The organism is Rhizobium sp. R634, assembly GCF_002211305.1.
Taxonomy (GTDB): domain Bacteria; phylum Pseudomonadota; class Alphaproteobacteria; order Rhizobiales; family Rhizobiaceae; genus Rhizobium.
In genome coordinates, this window is the sequence record NZ_LOKW01000026.1 from 386,546 (window position 1) to 403,284 (window position 16,739).

At 61.7% G+C, this 16,739-nt stretch carries 15 protein-coding genes and 1 pseudogene; 9 read left to right on the forward strand and 7 right to left on the reverse strand.

What is annotated here, in order from left to right:
* Positions 1 to 16: 16 nt before the first annotated feature.
* The 3 genes from ATY77_RS27200 to ATY77_RS27210 form a co-directional block, all read right to left on the reverse strand.
* A complete protein-coding gene (locus ATY77_RS27200; protein ID WP_088689611.1) occupies positions 17 to 1,483 on the reverse strand; it encodes an FGGY-family carbohydrate kinase in 1,467 nt (488 codons plus the stop codon).
* A 70-nt stretch (positions 1,484 to 1,553) separates the two neighbouring features.
* Positions 1,554 to 2,510 carry a transketolase family protein gene (locus ATY77_RS27205; RefSeq protein ID WP_088689612.1) on the reverse strand — a complete coding sequence of 319 codons (957 nt, stop codon included), beginning with the start codon at positions 2,508 to 2,510 and terminating at the stop codon, positions 1,554 to 1,556.
* Positions 2,510 to 3,319, reverse strand: coding sequence for a transketolase (locus ATY77_RS27210; RefSeq protein ID WP_088689613.1), 810 nt, complete (start codon positions 3,317 to 3,319; stop codon positions 2,510 to 2,512). The genes ATY77_RS27205 and ATY77_RS27210 overlap by 1 nt, the downstream gene beginning before the upstream one ends.
* Before the next feature lie 210 nt (positions 3,320 to 3,529).
* On the opposite strand from ATY77_RS27210, the gene ATY77_RS27215 reads away from it, so the two are divergent.
* From ATY77_RS27215 to ATY77_RS27235, 5 genes are all read left to right on the forward strand, one after another.
* Entirely contained in the window at positions 3,530 to 4,510 is a 981-nt protein-coding gene (locus ATY77_RS27215) for an ABC transporter permease (RefSeq protein ID WP_011425658.1), read from the forward strand.
* Between the two features lie 116 nt (positions 4,511 to 4,626).
* A complete protein-coding gene (locus tag ATY77_RS27220; RefSeq protein ID WP_088689614.1) occupies positions 4,627 to 5,556 on the forward strand; it encodes a sugar ABC transporter substrate-binding protein in 930 nt (309 codons plus the stop codon).
* A 66-nt stretch (positions 5,557 to 5,622) separates the two neighbouring features.
* Positions 5,623 to 7,101 (forward strand): sugar ABC transporter ATP-binding protein, encoded by a 1,479-nt coding sequence (locus tag ATY77_RS27225; RefSeq protein WP_088689615.1) that lies wholly within the window; start codon positions 5,623 to 5,625, stop codon positions 7,099 to 7,101.
* 22 nt (positions 7,102 to 7,123) lie between these two features.
* Entirely contained in the window at positions 7,124 to 7,912 is a 789-nt protein-coding gene (locus tag ATY77_RS27230; RefSeq protein ID WP_037139756.1) for an SDR family oxidoreductase, read from the forward strand.
* A 226-nt stretch (positions 7,913 to 8,138) separates the two neighbouring features.
* Positions 8,139 to 8,921, forward strand: a complete 783-nt coding sequence (locus ATY77_RS27235; protein WP_088689616.1) for a glucose 1-dehydrogenase — start codon at positions 8,139 to 8,141, stop codon at positions 8,919 to 8,921.
* Positions 8,922 to 9,221: 300 nt separating this feature from the next.
* On the opposite strand, the gene ATY77_RS27240 is transcribed toward ATY77_RS27235, so the two are convergent.
* On the reverse strand, positions 9,222 to 9,986 hold the full coding sequence (locus tag ATY77_RS27240; protein WP_088689617.1) for an SDR family oxidoreductase: 765 nt from the start codon (positions 9,984 to 9,986) through the stop codon (positions 9,222 to 9,224).
* Between the two features lie 317 nt (positions 9,987 to 10,303).
* Between ATY77_RS27240 and ATY77_RS27245 the strand changes: the two genes are divergently transcribed.
* Genes ATY77_RS27245 through mobB form a run of 3 tightly spaced genes read left to right on the forward strand, consistent with a single transcriptional unit; the run spans position 10,304 to position 12,378 of the window.
* On the forward strand, positions 10,304 to 11,212 hold the full coding sequence (locus ATY77_RS27245; protein ID WP_088689618.1) for a DMT family transporter: 909 nt from the start codon (positions 10,304 to 10,306) through the stop codon (positions 11,210 to 11,212).
* A gap of 21 nt (positions 11,213 to 11,233) precedes the next feature.
* On the forward strand, positions 11,234 to 11,863 hold the full coding sequence (gene mobA / locus ATY77_RS27250; RefSeq protein WP_088689619.1) for a molybdenum cofactor guanylyltransferase MobA: 630 nt from the start codon (positions 11,234 to 11,236) through the stop codon (positions 11,861 to 11,863).
* Positions 11,860 to 12,378 carry a molybdopterin-guanine dinucleotide biosynthesis protein B gene (gene mobB, locus ATY77_RS27255; protein WP_088689620.1) on the forward strand — a complete coding sequence of 173 codons (519 nt, stop codon included), beginning with the start codon at positions 11,860 to 11,862 and terminating at the stop codon, positions 12,376 to 12,378. Before mobA ends, mobB begins: the two co-directional genes overlap by 4 nt.
* On the opposite strand, the gene ATY77_RS27260 is transcribed toward mobB, so the two are convergent.
* The 3 genes and pseudogenes from ATY77_RS27260 to ATY77_RS27270 all read right to left on the reverse strand — a co-directional run.
* The gene (locus ATY77_RS27260; protein ID WP_245314398.1) at positions 12,375 to 14,384 is read right to left on the reverse strand and encodes a PAS domain-containing hybrid sensor histidine kinase/response regulator; all 2,010 of its coding nucleotides are present in this window, start codon (positions 14,382 to 14,384) and stop codon (positions 12,375 to 12,377) included. The genes mobB and ATY77_RS27260 overlap by 4 nt on opposite strands.
* A 52-nt stretch (positions 14,385 to 14,436) precedes the next feature.
* Positions 14,437 to 15,948, reverse strand: a complete 1,512-nt coding sequence (locus tag ATY77_RS27265) for an ATPase domain-containing protein (RefSeq protein ID WP_088689621.1) — start codon at positions 15,946 to 15,948, stop codon at positions 14,437 to 14,439.
* An 81-nt stretch (positions 15,949 to 16,029) separates the two neighbouring features.
* A pseudogene (locus ATY77_RS27270) lies at positions 16,030 to 16,216 on the reverse strand (LysR family transcriptional regulator); the annotation flags it as partial.
* A gap of 123 nt (positions 16,217 to 16,339) precedes the next feature.
* Here ATY77_RS27270 and ATY77_RS27275 point away from each other — a divergent pair.
* Complete coding sequence (locus ATY77_RS27275) at positions 16,340 to 16,735, forward strand: cupin domain-containing protein (RefSeq protein ID WP_088676121.1); 396 nt, start codon at positions 16,340 to 16,342, stop codon at positions 16,733 to 16,735.
* Positions 16,736 to 16,739 lie beyond the last annotated feature (4 nt).

Here is a 16,739-nt window from a genome sequence, read left to right on the forward strand (position 1 = left end):
ATCCCGAAGTGAATTTTTATTCACCTTTAGCCTGTGTTTCGCGGGACGTCGAGCGGGCAAGCGCATCATTCCAGGTCGCCAGAAGGGCCTCTCGGTCCACGGCCTGCGGCTCGATGGTCTGGTTGTTTCGTGGCAGCTCCGAGACGACATGGAGATCACTCCACAAGCCGAGGGAGAGCCCCGCCAGATAAGCGGCGCCGAGAGCCGACGCCTCGGGTGCTTCGCATTGGATCACGGGATGCTCTATAAGATCCGAGACACACTGCATCAGGAAGCGGTTCTGGCTCGGTCCCCCATCCACATAGAGCGCGCCGAGCGCGCCGCCGCTCTGTGCCCGCATGGCCGCGATCACATCATGCACCTGGAAGGCGATGGAATCGGTTACCGAGCGCGCCATCTGCGCGCGTGTCGTATTGAAGTTGATCTGGGAGAACAAAGCACGGGCGTCGGAATTCCAGTAAGGCGCACCGAGCCCCACAAACGCCGGCACGAAGCCAGGCGCGCCCGGCCCGGCGCTCGCCGCAAGTTCGACAAGGGCGGCAACATCCGCCAGGCCGAGAATGTCAACCATCCAGGGAAGGCTGGCGGCGCAAACGAGGATATTGCCCTCGAAAGCGAAAGTCGGCTTTCCCGCGATGCGCCATGCGACGGTGGTTGTGACGCCGTTACGAGGCGCAATGAATTGCGGCAGCGTCGTCATGACCGAAGAGCCGGTTCCGAAGGTAACCTTGCCGTCGCCCGGCTTGAATGCGCCATGGCCGAACAGGGCCGCGTGGCTGTCCCCGATCGCGGCCATGATAGGCGTGCCATCCGGCACCCCTGGCAATCCTTGCGTTCTGCCGAAATCGGCAGAGCTGTCGAGCACCTCGGGCAGCAGCGCGATATCGACGCCGAAGATCTCGCCCAGTTCCTCGCTCCATCTCTGTTCGCTGAGATCGAACAACTGGCTCCTGGCGGCATTCGAAGCGTCGCAGACATGCCGGCGCCCGCCCGTCAGGCAGTGAATGAGCCAACTGTCGACCGTTCCCAGCCGTACCGATCGCCCGGCCGGAATCCGGTCGAGCAGCCATCGGAATTTCGAACCCGGGAACATCGGATCCAATGGCAGGCCGGTCAGCGCCTGCACACGGCCGAGGTGGCCGTCGGCAATCAGACGTTCGCAATCCTGCGCCGTTCGACGGCACTGCCAGCTGACGACCGGTCCAAGCGGTTCTCCTGTTTCAGCATCCCACGCGGTAACGGACTCGCGCTGGTTGGAAATAGCGACCGCCTCGATCGTCACGTCGGGGCTGGTCTTCAGGCATGCGTCGATCGCTTCGCAGACCGAGGCGTAAAGCCGGCGTGGATCTTGTTCGACCCAGCCCTCCCTCGGATAGGAGATGCCGACCGGCGCCGAACCCCGGCGGACAATTTCTCCCTTTTCGGAAACGAGAACTGCCTTTGAATTGGTCGTACCCTGGTCGATTGCCAGAATTGCCCGCATTCTATCCTCCACAGATCAGGTGGCGGCCGCAGCGGCAAAATGCGCCCCGGCCGCTTCACGCGATCCCCAGTTACTTGCGCTTGATCAGCGCCTGTGCGGCGTCGGCGATTGCGGACGGCGACATCCCGTATTCGTCGAGCAGGAACTCTGCCGAGCCGGTCGGCGCGTAGACGCCGGGAACGCCGAGACGTTTCATCGGCACCGGGGCATTGTCGACCACCACTTCAGCCACCGCGGAGCCGAGCCCGCCAAAGATCGAATGCTCTTCGGCCGTGACGATCGCTCCGGTCTCCTTCGCCGCGGCGATAATGGCCTCCTCGTCGATCGGACGAACCGTTGCGAGATTGAGCACCCTGGCATCGATGCCGCGGCCGGCGAGAATCTCGGCAGCCTTCACAATGCGATGGGTCAAAGTGCCGTTGGCGATCAGAGTGACGTCGAAACCCTGGCGCAGGAGATTGGCTTTGCCGAGTTCGAACCTATGCCCCTCCGGAAGAAGGTCGGACACTCCGACCCGTGACAGACGCAGGAAACAGGGCCCGTTGTAGGTCGCCGCCCAGGCAACGGCAGCAGCGGTTTCGATCCGGTCGCAGGGTGCGATGACGGGGAGATTGGGCAATACGCGCGTCCAGGCAAAGTCTTCGATCGAGTGATGAGTCGGACCGAGTTCGCCATAGGCCATTCCCGAAGAGATGCCCACCAGTTTGACGTTGGCGTTAGAGTAGGAAATATCGGCCTTGATCTGCTCCAGCGACCGGCCCGTGAGAAACGGCGCAGCGCCGCACACGAAGGGCAGCCGCCCGCCATTGGCGAGCCCTGCTCCGACGCCGACCATGTTCTGCTCCGCGATGCCGACATTGACGAGGCGCTCCGGAAACCTCGACTTGAAGCCGCCGAGCTTGGAGGAACCGACCGAGTCGTTGCAGACGGCGACGATCGTTTCGTTTTCAGCTGCCAGCCGTTCGAGCGTGGAGGCGAATGCGTCGCGGCAATCGTGAAGCTTGGGTGGGTTTACTGGCGCGTTCATTACAGTGCCTCCGACAATTCTGCCAATGCGATTTCGTATTGTTCCCTACTTGGCACCTTATGGTGCCATTCGACCCGGTCCTGCATGAAGGAGATTCCGTGGCCCTTGTTAGTATGGGCGACGATGCAGTGCGGTCCTGCCCCCCGGTGTTCGAGAGCCGGAACGATCTCGCCCATAGTGTTGCCGTCGATCTCGGTGACTTCCCAGCCGAAGGCTTCGAGCTTCGGACGAAGCGGAGCGAGATCGTTGGTTTCGGCAAGCGCGGCACCCTGCTGGAACCTGTTGTGATCGATGACCAGCGTCAAGTTATCGAGCTTGAACTGAGCTGCCGCCATGATCGCCTCCCAGTTGGACCCTTCCTGCATCTCGCCGTCGCCGGTGACGACATAGGTGCGATATCCAGCGCCCGAGAGCTTGGCGGCTTTTGCCATGCCCACCGCAACCGGAAGGCCGTGGCCGAGCGGACCGGTATTGGTTTCGACGCCCGGAACCTTGTTGCAGTTCGGATGCCCGTTCAGCCTCGAATGCGGCTGCAGGAAGGTGGAAATCTCCTCCTCCGGGATGAAGCCGCGCTTTGCGAGCGTCACGTAGAGGGCGCAAGCCGTATGTCCCTTTGACAGAACGAACCTGTCGCGGTCGGGATGCTTCGGCTGGTCCGGCCAGACATTCAGCACACGAAAATAGAGCGCGGTCAAAATGTCGATGACCGACATCTCCCCGCCAATATGGCCGGCGCCCGCTTCAAAGACCGCCTGGAGATCGCGCAATCGGATCTGGCGGGCGATGCGCTCAAGTTCTGTCGTATCCATGGGTTCCTCTTATGCATAAATATTCAGTCTTCAATATTTTTGCACAACACGCCGATTAGTCAAGCCTCTAAACGGGAAGCCGACGGTGCCATGCTGGAACAAATCCTGTTGACAGGCGAAAAGCAAGTTGTTAATGAATTTTCCAGCAACGGTGAATAATTATTCTAGCTTGCACAAATATCGGATACAAGCCTAGGCATGGGAGGAGCAATGGTGGCGCTCGATATCAATGAACACAGGCTTTCGTCCGGCGCTTGGCTCGGTAAGCTCAAGGGAGCTACCGGTCCGCTCGTGGGATTGCTCGCGCTGTGCATCTTTCTGAGCTTCAGCACAGACACGTTTCTTTCGGTTCGAAACGGCCTCAATATCCTCGACCAGATCACCGTCCTCGGCATCATGGCGGTCGGAATGACGTTCGTCATCCTGATCGGCGGCATCGATCTGTCCGTCGGCTCGGCCCTCGCCCTGGCGATGATGGTCATGGGCTGGACGGCCAATGTCGCCGGCCTGCCGCTGCCCGTCGGCATCGCCTTCGCGCTGATCGCATCGGCGGTATCAGGCCTCATCGTCGGACTTCTGGTGACGCAGTTCCGGGTTCCAGCCTTTATCGCCACGCTTGCGATGATGTCGGCGGCGCGGGGCGTTGCAAACATGATCACCGACGGTCAGCAGATCGTCGGCTTCCCCGACTGGTTCATGATGCTGGCGATCGATCGCCATTTCGGCGTCATGACCGCCACGGTCTTCCTGATGCTCGCCGTCGTTCTTGCGGCGTGGCTCTTCCTGCACTTCCGCTCCGAAGGCCGCATGCTCTATGCGGTCGGCGGCAACCCCGAAGTCGCGCGACTGGCCGGCATCAACGTGCCGCTGGTGACGATATCAGTCTATGTCGTGAGCGCCGTCCTTGCGGGGCTCGCAGGCATCGTGCTCGCCGCCCGCCTGGACTCTGTCCAGCCGTCCAGCGGCCTGGGCTATGAGCTGGACACCATCGCCGCGGTCGTCATCGGCGGCACATCGCTCTCCGGCGGCGCGGGCGGCATCGGGGGAACGCTGATCGGCGTCCTGATCATCGGTGTGCTTCGCAACGGCCTCAACCTTCTCAACGTCTCGCCCTTCCTGCAGCAGGTGATCATCGGGATCGTCATCGTGCTCGCGGTCGGTGCAGAGACCATTCGTCGGCGTCGCGCCTGACGCGCATGCTCCGCCGCGCTGGCGGACACGGAATTCCGTCCCGGAAATTCGGGGCGGATCAATAACCCCAGGGGGAGGACATACCCTAGGGTCCATCAAAAAACGGAGGAACTACAATGAAAATTGCGCGCACCATGTTCGCGTCCGCTGCACTGCTCGGTCTCATGCTCGGTCCCGTACACGCGGCGGAACTGAAGAAGCTTGGCCTGGCCGTTGCCAACCTTCAGGCAAACTTCTTCAACCAGATCAAGCAATCGGTCGAGGCCGAAGCCAAGAAGCGCGGCATCGAAGTCATCACGGTCGACGCGAAGGGCGACGGACCGACGCAGGTCAATCAGATCCAGGATCTTCTGACCCAGAAAATCGACGCGCTGATCTACATTCCGGCAGGTGCGGCAGCGGCGACCGTTCCGGTCAAGCTCGCGAAGAGCGCCGGCATTCCGGTCGTCAACGTCGACCGCAACGCCGAAGGCGCGCCGGGCGATACTTTCCTCGCAACGGATTCCGTCGCATCTGCCAAGGCGGTGTGCGACTACATCCTGAAGGAAGCCGGCGGCAAGGGGAAGATGGTCATCATCCACGGCCAGAAGGGCACGACGCCGGAAGTCGATCGCTCGAAGGGCTGCGGTGAATCGCTCAAGGCCTATCCGGATGTGAAGGTTGTCGCCGAGCAATATTCGAACATCTGGAGCCAGGACGAGGGCTTCCAGATCATGCAGAATATGCTGCAGGCAAACCCCGACGTCTCGATCGTCTTCGCACAGGCCGATGGTCTCGCGCTTGGCGCCGCCCAGGCGATCAAGGTCGCCAATCCCTCGCAGAAGATCGTGGTCGGCGGCTTCGACGGCGATACCGCGGCTCTCGAAGCCCTCAGCAAGGGCGTCTTCAATGTGACGGCGACGCAGCAGACGCAGAAGATGGGCCGCGATGCAGTCGAAAACGCCGCCAAGCTTGTCGCCGGTGAAAAAGTGCCGCCGGTACAGCTCTTGGATGCCACGCTGACAACCAAGGAAAACGTCGCAGGCTTCATCGCCAACCATCCCTAGCGTCCTTTGTGCGTCCGAAAGGACGCACGGCGCTCTAATGAAGCCGAGGTCTTGAGGAGGTGTGCCGTGACTGATCCCGTTCTTTCCCTGAGGGGCATATCCAAGTGGTATGGGCCGCTCCAGGTGCTGAAGAATGTCAGCCTGGACGTCTATCCCGGTGAAGTGGTCGCACTTCTCGGTGAAAACGGAGCAGGCAAGTCGACACTGTCGGGCATCATTGCCGGTTCACGCACACCCTCCGAGGGATCAATGACATGGCTGGGGCAGCCCTATGCCCCGGCCACCCCACGCGACGCGATCGACAAGGGCGTCGTCCTGATCCATCAGGAACTGCAGCTTCTGCCGCAGCTGTCGATTGCGGAAAACGTCTTCATCGGACGCTGGCCGATGAAGAACGGCGTCGTCGACCGGGCTCAGATGGTTCGCCGGGCCCAGGACCAGCTCGCGCGTTTGAACCTTCATATACCGGCAACACGGATGGTCGCCGGCCTTTCCACCGCAAATCAACAGCTCATCGAAATCGCCAAGGCGCTGGCTCTCAACGCCAAGCTCCTGATCCTTGATGAACCGACAGCCGCCCTCGGCGGCGCGGAGACGGAAGCCCTGTTCGAACAGGTTCGCAAGCTTCGCTCGGAGGGTGTCGGCATCGTCTACATTTCCCACCGCATGGAAGAGATCAAGCAGATCACCGACCGGATCGTCGTTCTTCGCGACGGGGAGCGGGTGCAGGAATTCTCAGACAGCGCCACCCCGGTGCGAACGATCGTCGAGAGCATGGTCGGACGCCCGCTTGATCGCCTGTTCCCTACCCTGCCGGTTCCGACGGACCGCCCGGTCCTTGAGGTGTCCGGACTGAGTTCGCCCGAGGACTCGTTTCGTGACGTTACCTTCGAAGTGCGGGCCGGAGAAATTCTCGGCATCGCCGGATTGGTCGGCGCCGGCCGCACCGAACTGGTGCGTGCGATTTCGGGAGCGGATCCGATCAGCGCTGGTTCGATCAAGCTGGAAGGCGAGGAACTCAGGCTGCGCGACCCGGCCGACGCCGTCGCCAAGGGCATCGTGATGGTTCCGGAAGATCGCAAGGAGCAAGGCCTGATCGTCGGGCACCGGATCAGCGAAAACATCATCTATGCCAATCTGGATAAACTCGGCGGTGGGTGGATTACGCCGCGCCTCAAGCGCTCCTTCGCGGAAAAGGCCGTTGCCAAGTTCGGCGTGAAGGGCCGCGCCGAGCAATACGCTTCCGATCTTTCCGGCGGCAACCAGCAGAAGGTCGTGATCGCCAAGTGGCTCTTGCGCGATCCCAAGGTCGTCGTCCTCGACGAACCGACAAGGGGCATCGACGTCGGCGCCCGCGCGGGCATCTACGACATCATCGTCGACCTTGCCAAACAGGGTGTGGCGGTCATCGTAGTCAGCTCGGACCTCGAGGAAGTTCTCGGCATTTCCAATCGCATTCTCGTGCTTGCCCAAGGCAAGCAGGCAGGCATTCTCGATCGTGACCAGGCAAATGACGTCTCGGTCATGGAGTTAGCGACCATCTAAACAGACAGAGAAAGGAAGAGCGGTGTCTGACATCACTCTGAACGCCCCGAAGCTTTTTGATCTCAGCGGCCAGGTTGCCATCGTCACCGGTGCCGGCAGCGGCATCGGGCAGCGCATTGCCATCGGCCTTGCGCAATGCGGCGCTGATGTGGCGCTGCTCGACCGTCGTACCGACGACGGACTGGCCAAGACGGCCGAACATATTCGCGCCGCCGGCCGCCGTTCGATCGAGATCGCTGCCGATGTCACGAGCAAATCCTCGCTTGCCGATGCCGTCGCACGAACCGAAGCGGATCTTGGCGCCTTGACGCTGGCTGTCAACGCTGCGGGCATCGCCAACGCGAACCCGGCGGAAGATATGGAAGAGGACCAATACCAGACGTTGATGGATATCAACCTGAAGGGCATATTCCTTTCCTGCCAGGCCGAGGCCCGCGCCATGCTCAAGAATGGGCGCGGCTCCATCGTCAACATCGCTTCCATGTCGGGCGTGATCGTCAACCGGGGCCTCAGCCAAGCGCATTACAACGCCTCCAAGGCCGGCGTGATCCACATGTCGAAGTCCATGGCGATGGAATGGGTCGGCCGCGGCATTCGCGTCAACACCATCTCCCCCGGATATACGGCAACGCCGATGAACACCCGTCCGGAGATGGTTCATCAGACCAAGCTTTTCGAAGAGCAGACACCGATGCAGCGCATGGCTGATGTCGACGAAATGGTCGGTCCGGCGGTGTTCCTGCTGTCGAACGCGGCAAGTTTCGTGACCGGCGTCGATCTTCTCGTCGACGGCGGCTTCTGCTGCTGGTGATGCGATCGGAACGCTGATTTTAGAACTTGAACCGATCTCGCTTCCTCCCTGGCTGAGATCGAGGCGCTGAAGGGACCAACGGGCAAGACGGCGCAATATCGCCGTCCGCCCGCCCTTCCCGCCGATGGAACACGCTGAGGCCACGGCGCCGTCATTGGCGCTCGAGACTGCGCGAACTCGTTCACCGGATTTGCCGTCTCCCTAGGGATATCTGAAAGGAAAGAGGATGAAACGCTTCGAAAACAAGACTGTCGTCATCACCGGGGCCAGCCGCGGCATCGGCGCCGCCATCGCCAGGCGCTTCGCGCGCGACGGCGCCAATCTCGTCGTCTCGGCCAATGAGGATCTGGTCCACGGCGTTGCCGAAGCGATCCGGGCCGAAGGCGGCAAGGCCATCTCCTTCATCGGCGATGTTACCGACAAGACGAGTGTCATCGCCCTCTACGATACGGCCGAGAAGGAATTCGGCGCGGTCGATGTCTCGATCCAGAATGCCGGCGTCATCACCATCGCCCGCATCGAGGACATGACCGAAAACGAGTGGGACAAGGTCATGGCCGTCAACACCAAGGGCGTCTTCCTCTGCGCCCAGGAGGCCATTGCAAGAATGCGCAAGCACAAGCGCGGCGGCCGCATCATCAACACCGCCTCCGGCCAGGCCCGCGACGGCTTCATCTACACGCCGCACTACGCCGCATCGAAAATGGGCGTCGTCGGCATCACCCAGAGCCTCGCCAAGGAAGTCGCGATCGAAAAGATCACCGTCAACGCCTTCTGCCCCGGCATCATCGAGACGGATATGTGGGCCTATAACGACCAGGCCTGGGGCAAACTGCTTGGCAATTACGCCCCCGGCGAACTGATGAAGGAATGGGTCGAAGGCATCCCGATGAAGCGCGCCGGCTCCGGCGAGGACGTCGCCGGCCTGGTAACCTTCCTCGCCAGCGACGACGCCGCCTACATCACCGGCCAGACGATCAATGTCGATGGCGGGTTGATTATGTCGTAAGCGCGGCAAGCAGCGCCACTGAAACTGTATAAAACGCTGCCTTGCCTTTGCTCGCGCTCAGAGCATTCCCGGCTTCGCCGCTCACCCCCTCATCTGCCTGCCGGCATCTTCTCCCCGCCGGGGAGAAGCGGAACCGCCGCCGCTCGCTTCCCTTTATGCTTTTGCTTGGGGCGACGCGGTGCGTCTTGCTCCCTCTTCGCCCCAGCGGGGAGAAGATGCCCGTCAGGGCAGATGAGGGGGGTGAGGAGCACTAGCGACGAACGCCTTGAGCGGTAAGCGAAAGGCAACCGACGCCCTCACCTACGTCCTAGTGATCGAAACCCCGCCATCCGCCAGCATCGCCGTACCCGTCACGAAACTCGACAGGTCGGACGCCAGGAAGAGCGCCGCATTGGCGATCTCCTCCGGCTGCGCCATGCGTTTCAGCGCATGCAGCCCCTCCACGAAGGCGAGCACTTCCGCGGTCGCATCAGGCGCATTGGTGATGTTGGCCGGCGTATCGGTGCCGCCGGGCAGAAGGGCGTTGACGCGAATCTTGCGCGATGCGAGTTCGGCGGCAAGCACCTGCACGAGACCGATCAGACCGGCCTTGCTCGCCGCATAGGCGCCCATGCCGGGCATGCCGGCGGTGTAGCCGACGAAGGTGGAGGTGAAGATCAGCGATCCGCCCTCGCCCATCGCCGCCGACTGATGTTTGGCGCCCAGGAAGCCGGCGGTCAGATTGGTTTCGATCGTCTCGCGCCAGCCCTCCAGCGTCAGCCCGGAGACCGGCCCCATCTCGCCAATGCTGCCGGCATTGTTGAAGGCAATATCGAGCCTGCCGAAGCGCGAGAGAGCCGCGTCGACGAGCCTCGCCTGCAGCGCCTCGTCCCTGACATCGCCCGCAACGGCGACGGCCTTTCCACCCTCCGCCTCGATTTCCGCGACGACGGCGTCGAGCGCATCCTGTCGCCTTCCGTTGATCACCAGCTTCGCGCCTTCCCGTGCAAAGACTTTCGCCGCCGCCCGGCCAATACCGGAGCTTGCGCCGGTGACGATTGCGATCTTGTCCTTCAAAAGTGTCATGTCCGTTTCTCCTCAGTGATTGAGGCATCCCAAATCTCAGACATCAGGCGGCGCAGCCACCCGTTTCCCGCGCGCAAAAACAAAAGCCGCCGATGAAAAGATGCCTGGCAGCGCTCAGTTTCGCAGCGGAGTTGCGATCGAAATGAGGATTCGCCAAATAAAACGGTCATTTGCCACGGTTTTCACAGAGGCTCCTGCCGTAACGTAAGCGCCCTTGTGCACCGCATCATCGATTTATCCCGGGTGTGACATCCATCCGATTCCCTTCATGCGTCTTCCCGACTAAGAAGAGACGCACAGGTAAAGGGAATCTCTTCATGCCGCGGTCACGCAATACTGAGGGCGCCATCTATATGAGCATGGCGATGGCCGGCTTTTCCTCCAGCGACGCACTCTCCAAATCGGTGATCGCCTATATGAATGCCGGCGAGATCATGTTCCTGCGCGGCCTGTTCACCAGCCTGCTCGTCTTTCTGATCGCCTGGAAAATGGGCGCGCTGCGCTCCTGGCGTGTCGTGCTGAAGCCGTTGATCATTCTCCGCATCGTCTGCGAAATACTTTCCGCGGTCACCTACATCACCGCGCTCGGCATGATGCCGATCGCCAATGCCTCGGCGATCCTGCAGTCGCTGCCGCTGGTCGTCACCTTCGGCGCCGCGCTGTTCTTCCGTGAGCCGGTTGGCTGGCGCCGCTGGTCGGCGATCCTCGTCGGCCTCGTCGGCGTGATGATCATCATCCGCCCGGGCCCCGAAGGCTTCACCGCCGCCGCCCTTCTCTGCGTCGGCGCGGTGCTGACGACAGCCGGCCGCGATCTCGCCACCCGCTCGATCGATCCGGAAATACCCTCGCTGATGATCACCGTGATCACCGCCTCCTCCGCCGCTTTCTTCGGCGCGCTTCTGATCCCCGTGCTCGGTGGTTGGCAGCCGGTCAGCGCCTCCTCGCTCGGCCATCTCCTTCTCGCCTCGGTGCTGGTGCTCGTCGGCTATCAGTCGGTCATCCTCGCGATGCGCACCGGCGAAATCTCCTTCGTCGCGCCCTTCCGCTATACGAGCCTGATCTTTTCCTCGCTGCTCGGCTTTGTCTTTTTCGCGGAAGTGCCGGACCACTGGACGCTGATAGGCGCTGCAATCGTCATCGCTTCCGGCCTCTATACGTTCTATCGTGAGGCCAAGCGTCACGTTTCACCCATCGCGCAGGAATCCGAACCGCGCGTGCCGGTGTGACGCAGGATTGCGAGGCAGATAGTGGCTGAATTCTCCTTGGACAAATCCGAGATAGCAGGCGTGGTGCTCGCCGGCGGCCGCTCGCAGCGCATGGGCCGCGACAAGGCCGGCGTAATGCTCGGGACCGAGAGCCTGCTTCGCCATGTGCTGGCCCGCCTGTCGCCGCAGGTCTCGTCGATCGCCGTCAATGCCGATGCCGCCGCCGAAGATGTGCCTGTCGTTCCCGACCATATTGCCGGCAAGGCCGGCCCGATGGCCGGCATCCATGCGGCCATGGTCTATGCCGCCGGCATCCCCTCGGTCACCCATGTCGTCACCGTCTCTGTGGATTGCCCGTTCTTCCCGGCCGATCTCGTCACCCGGCTGACGGCAGCAGTCGATCATCCGTCGCAGATCGCGATCGCCGCCTCCGAAGGCCGCAGCCATCCGGTCTTCGGTCTCTGGCCAGTGACATTGGCGGCCGATCTGGAAGCCTGGATCGCCGCTGACGAAAAGCGCCGCGTGCGCGACTTCCTGTTGCGGCATGACGTTACGGAAGTAGCCTTTCCGCTGCATCCGACCCGCGCCAGCCTGCTCGATCCTTTCTTCAACATCAACACGCCCGACGACCTCGCCGAGGCGGAACGCTGGCTGGAGGCCCTTCGCACATGACGGCACCTAAAGTCTTCGGCATCGCCGGCTGGAAGAACTCGGGCAAGACAGGGCTTGCCGTCCGTTTGGTGACCGAGTTCACCCGCCGTGGCTATAAGATATCGACGATCAAGCATGCCCATCATGACTTCGACATCGACAAGGTCGGCGCCGACAGCTACCGCCACCGCCAGGCTGGCGCCCACGAGGTCACCATCGTCTCCGGCACTCGCTATGCCATCATGCATGAGCTCCGCGGCGCTCCAGAACCAGAGTTCGAGGAGATCCTTGCCCGGCTTGCCCCTTGCGATCTCGTCTTGATCGAGGGCTATAAACGCGAGCCGATCCCGAAGATCGAGGCTCGCCGCCTTGAAGCTGCAAATCGCACGCCCTTGGCGCCGGAAGATCCCCACATCGCAGCCATCGCCGCCGATCACCCAGTCGCGGACACGGCCCTGCCCGTCTTCGATCTCGACGACACCGCCGCCATCGCCGATTTCATCGCTGAAATTGTCGGCCTTGAGGCTCGACCCTAACTCGCCGATTTGAGAGGCAGGTCCGTTTCGCTTGCCATCGCTTTGTGAATTTCCCTTGCAAGCTGGGCCTGGTTGTACGGCTTTCCCAGTCTTGGAAGATCGACCTCCGCGCCGGCAGGAAGATCGGCATAACCCGTTGCCAGTACGATCGGCAGCGCCGGTCGAATAGTCCGCACCGCCTGAGCGAGCTGGGCGCCGGTCATTCCAGGCATCGAATAATCGGTAATCATCACGTCGAAATGCCCGCCGCTTCTGATCAGCTCCAGCGCCTGCGAGCCGGAGTTTGCCTCCACGACATCATGGCCGAGATCTTCAAGCATCTCGACCGAACTCATGGCGATCAAGGTATCATCGTCGACCAGAAGGATCTTCAGCTTCGATGCGGTTTGCGCGAGGGGCAGATCGGTTTCCGCCGGCTGTTCAGGGCACCGTTCGGTCGCGGGTAGCCATAACTCGGCGGTGGTTCCCACACCAAGCGTGCTCGTCAGGCGCAGCGCGCCGTTGAGCTGAACCGCAAGGCCGTGAATCATCGATAGCCCAAGGCCCGTACCCTTGCCGAGCTCCTTGGTCGAGAAAAAGGGGTCGACGGCCTTCTTCAGCGTCTCCGCGTCCATCCCGCTGCCATTGTCGGTGACGCCGAGGACGAGGTAAGTCCCCTCGTTGAGATCGCCGCCGTCACCCACGACCCGCTCTTCGCGCAGCGAAATGCGCAGAACTCCTCCATCCGGCATCGCATCGCGCGCGTTGACGGCAAGGTTGAGCAGCGCCAGTTCGACCTGATTGGTATCGACCAGCGCCGGCCGCAGCGCCGGCGAAAGCTGTGTTTCTATGCTGACCGACGATCCGACCGAACGGCGCAACAGATCGTTCATGCCCGATACCAGCTCAGCCAGATCGACCGGCTTCACCTGCAGATCCTGCCGTCTGGCGAAAGCCAACAGACGCTGCGTCAGGGCCGCGCCGCGACGGGCGCCCTGAAGTGCGCCCTCGATCAGGCGCGACGCTTTCCGGTCTCCCGCTACATGCTTGCCGAGCAATTCGAGATTGCCGAGAACGACCATCAACAGATTGTTGAAATCATGCGCGACGCCGCCGGTCAGCTGGCCAATGGCTTCCATTTTCTGCGAATGGCGAAGCTGCTCCTCCGCCTTTTCTCGTTGAGCCACCTCCTCGAGCAAGCTCTGATGGGCGGCATGCACCTCGCTGGTCCTTTCCCTCACCCGCTCTTCGAGGCTCTCATTCAGCCGTCTGAGGTTCTCCTCGGTGGTCTTGCGCGCCGTGGCATCGGAGGAAACGCCGACGAGCTTCTTCGCCGAGCCATATCCGTCGACATAGAGCTGCGCATGCACCGCCGCCCAATGCAGCGATCCATCCGGCCAGATCGTCCTGTGTTCGACGGAATAGTCGCGTCCTGTCTCGATCGTCCGGTCCAGACTTGACTGCACGAGACCGCGGTCGTCGGGATAGATGCTCTTTACCAGATCCTCATAGGTAAAATCCTCATCCGGCCCTCGCCCAAAGACGGCCTTGCAGGTGTCGGACGCCGACAACCTCATCGAAAACAGTTCGAGTTCCCATGCACCGAGGCGGCCGGCAGCAAGCGCGGTCTGCAGCCGCCGTTCTCCCTCACCGAGAGCCCCCAGATGGGCGCGCGCCTGATATTGTCGCAGCCGTCCCCTTAACGCGGTCCTGGCGATGCTGATGAAGGACGTCGCGTGAAAAGGTCTTTCCAGGAAGGTAACGTTGGCGAGAACCTCGGAAAGCCTGGCAGCGGCCGGATTTCGCTCTGGTCCGCCGCCCCGCGTTGTGAGCACGATGAACGGCAGATCCGACCAGCTCGGCTGCGCCGAGATCCAGGCTGCGACCGGCTTCAGATCGCTTGAACGGACGGCCTCCTCCGTCAGGACACCGAACGCGACGTCCTCATCGAGCAGTGCCGCAAACATCGGAAGGTCGGGAGCAGTAACCGCCGTCACGCCGGCTTCGTTGGCGAGGGATACCGCCACCAGAGCATCGCGGCCTGTGGGTGTGTAGATCAGCGCCTTTGGTTTGCCGGAATTAGGAATTGCCGCTATCCCCGCCATCGCGCGACATAAGGGACGTCGTATCTGAAACAAACTCCGGAACGCCGCGCAGCACTCCCTGGAACCCGACAAGCGGCCCTCCGAATGTCAGGCCCGCCGCGCCGATGCGATACTCTCGGATTGTATCCTCGTGAAATCCGGTCCTCTTCTTGATCACCGAAACGGCGCGGCGCACTCTTCCCGCCGCTTCGAAATAACGCAGCAGAATGACGGTATCGGCGAGATAGGTGACGTCGACCGGCGCCTTCATGTCACCGACCAGACCGTGCTGGGCCACGGTCAGGAAGGTGTTCGCACCTTGCCGGTTCAAATATTGCAGCAGCTCATGCATATGGAGGATCAACGAATTCTCGTCGGGCATCGAAGCCTGATATCCGTTGATGCTGTCGATGATGACGGTCTTGGCGCCGGATCTGTCCACGCAGTCTCGCACGCGATGCGCAAATTCCCCGGGTGACAACTCGGCGGCATCCACTTGCTCGATATGAACGAGACCAGAGTCTCTCATCGCCTCCAGATCGATTCCAAGCGCCTTGAGCCGCCCGAAAAGCAGCCCAATCTCTTCATCGAAAATGAAGGCCGCCGCCTTCTCTCCGCGCGCGATCGCTGCCGCCAGGAATTGAAACGAAAAAGTGCTCTTGCCAGTGCCGGCGGGCCCGAGGATGAGCGTACTGGAGCCCCTCTCCAGCCCGCCGCCCAACAGGAGGTCCAGTTCCGCAATATCGCTCGAAACATCGTCGCGGGCGTAACTCGTCCTGTGCTCGGAGGCAACGAGGCGCGGGAATACGACGACGCCGCCGGTCTGGATCGTGAAATCGTGATAACCGCCACGGAAGGCCTGCCCGCGATATTTTATGACCCTCAAACGTCGCCGTTCGGAGCCGTAGCCGGGCGCCAGTTCCTCGAGATGGATGACACCGTGCACGACGCTGTGCACCGTCTTGTCGAGCACGTCGGAGGTCAGGTCGTCGAGCAGAAGCACCGTCGCCCCCTGCCGGGCGAAGTAATGTTTGAGCGCAAGGATCTGCCGGCGATAGCGCAGCGAGCTCTGCGCCAGCAGCCTGATTTCCGACAGGCTGTCGAGAACCACGCGGCTTGGCTTCACCCGTTCGAACGCGGCGAAGATCTCCTTGGTGGTCTCTCCAAGCTCGAGGTCCGAGGAATAAAGCAGGCTCTGCTGCTGATCGGAGTCCAGCAGGCTTTCCGGAGGCACGACTTCGAAGACCTCGATATTGCCGTCGATGATCATGCCGTGCGAGGCCGCTCCGGCCCGCAATTCGCTCTCGGTTTCCGAGAGCGTAATGTAGAGCCCGCGCTCGCCAAGCCGCGCGCCTTCGATCAGAAACTGCAGTGCAATGGTGGTCTTGCCAGCTCCAGGATTTCCCTCCAGGAGAAACACGTGGCCTGCGGAAAGGCCTCCTGCCAGGATTGTGTCCAAACCGGACACGCCGGTCCGAGCTTTCGTAGCAGGCAGAGCAGTATTCATCCATTGGTTCCTTCGTTTTTAACCTTGAATTAGTGGCGAAGGATCGAATGTCAAATAATCCAAACAGCATGATTTCGCACTGCGTTCCCCGGCTTCCGTCGACGAAACGCTGCGCGTCGTCCACGTCAGCAGTCGAAGTCCGAGCCGCTCTTCCAGCCCTCGGATGGTGTGGCTGAGCGCCGATTGCGACACGCCGAGCTTCCCGGCGGTTCGTAAAGCTTTGTGCACGCGCAACGGCGATCAAGTCATCATGGCAGGACACGGGCATTCATGAAATTTTCTCATAAGTCCTTGCCACATACACCATCTAACCGAAGCACAGCGACGCACTAACTATCCTGAACCAAGGCGCACGATGTCGTCGGCAACCTTAGACACAGGAAGCATGATCATGGAAATCAAACGAAACGGCTCGCAGCCCTCGGCCAAAGGGCCGGCGGATTGGTTCACCGGCACGGTGCGCATCGATCCACTGTTTTCCGTCACCGATCCGGCTCGCGCCGCCGGCGCCAGCGTCACCTTCGAGCCCGCAGCCCGCACCGCCTGGCACACCCATCCGCTCGGCCAGACGCTGATCGTCATCTCGGGCTGCGGCCGCGTCCAGCGCGAAGGCGGCCCCGTCGAGGAAATTCGCCCGGGAGACGTCGTCTCGTTCGCGCCTGGCGAACGGCATTGGCACGGTGCAGCGCCGACGACAGCAATGACCCACATCGCCATCCAGGAACAACTCGACGGCAAGGTCGTCGACTGGATGGAGCATGTCACCGACCCGGAATATCAAGGCTGAAAGG

What these genes read in the sequence shown, in the direction of transcription:
- ATY77_RS27200 (WP_088689611.1), bottom strand. Translation starts at nt 1,483, where the DNA reads ATGCGGGCAATTCTGGCAATCGACCAGGGTACGACCAATTCAAAGGCA.
- ATY77_RS27205 (WP_088689612.1), bottom strand. Translation starts at nt 2,510, where the DNA reads ATGAACGCGCCAGTAAACCCACCCAAGCTTCACGATTGCCGCGACGCA.
- ATY77_RS27210 (WP_088689613.1), bottom strand. Translation starts at nt 3,319, where the DNA reads ATGGATACGACAGAACTTGAGCGCATCGCCCGCCAGATCCGATTGCGC.
- ATY77_RS27215 (WP_011425658.1), top strand. Translation starts at nt 3,530, where the DNA reads ATGGTGGCGCTCGATATCAATGAACACAGGCTTTCGTCCGGCGCTTGG.
- ATY77_RS27220 (WP_088689614.1), top strand. Translation starts at nt 4,627, where the DNA reads ATGAAAATTGCGCGCACCATGTTCGCGTCCGCTGCACTGCTCGGTCTC.
- ATY77_RS27235 (WP_088689616.1), top strand. Translation starts at nt 8,139, where the DNA reads ATGAAACGCTTCGAAAACAAGACTGTCGTCATCACCGGGGCCAGCCGC.
- ATY77_RS27240 (WP_088689617.1), bottom strand. Translation starts at nt 9,986, where the DNA reads ATGACACTTTTGAAGGACAAGATCGCAATCGTCACCGGCGCAAGCTCC.
- ATY77_RS27245 (WP_088689618.1), top strand. Translation starts at nt 10,304, where the DNA reads ATGCCGCGGTCACGCAATACTGAGGGCGCCATCTATATGAGCATGGCG.
- mobB (WP_088689620.1), top strand. Translation starts at nt 11,860, where the DNA reads ATGACGGCACCTAAAGTCTTCGGCATCGCCGGCTGGAAGAACTCGGGC.
- ATY77_RS27265 (WP_088689621.1), bottom strand. Translation starts at nt 15,948, where the DNA reads ATGAATACTGCTCTGCCTGCTACGAAAGCTCGGACCGGCGTGTCCGGT.
- ATY77_RS27275 (WP_088676121.1), top strand. Translation starts at nt 16,340, where the DNA reads ATGGAAATCAAACGAAACGGCTCGCAGCCCTCGGCCAAAGGGCCGGCG.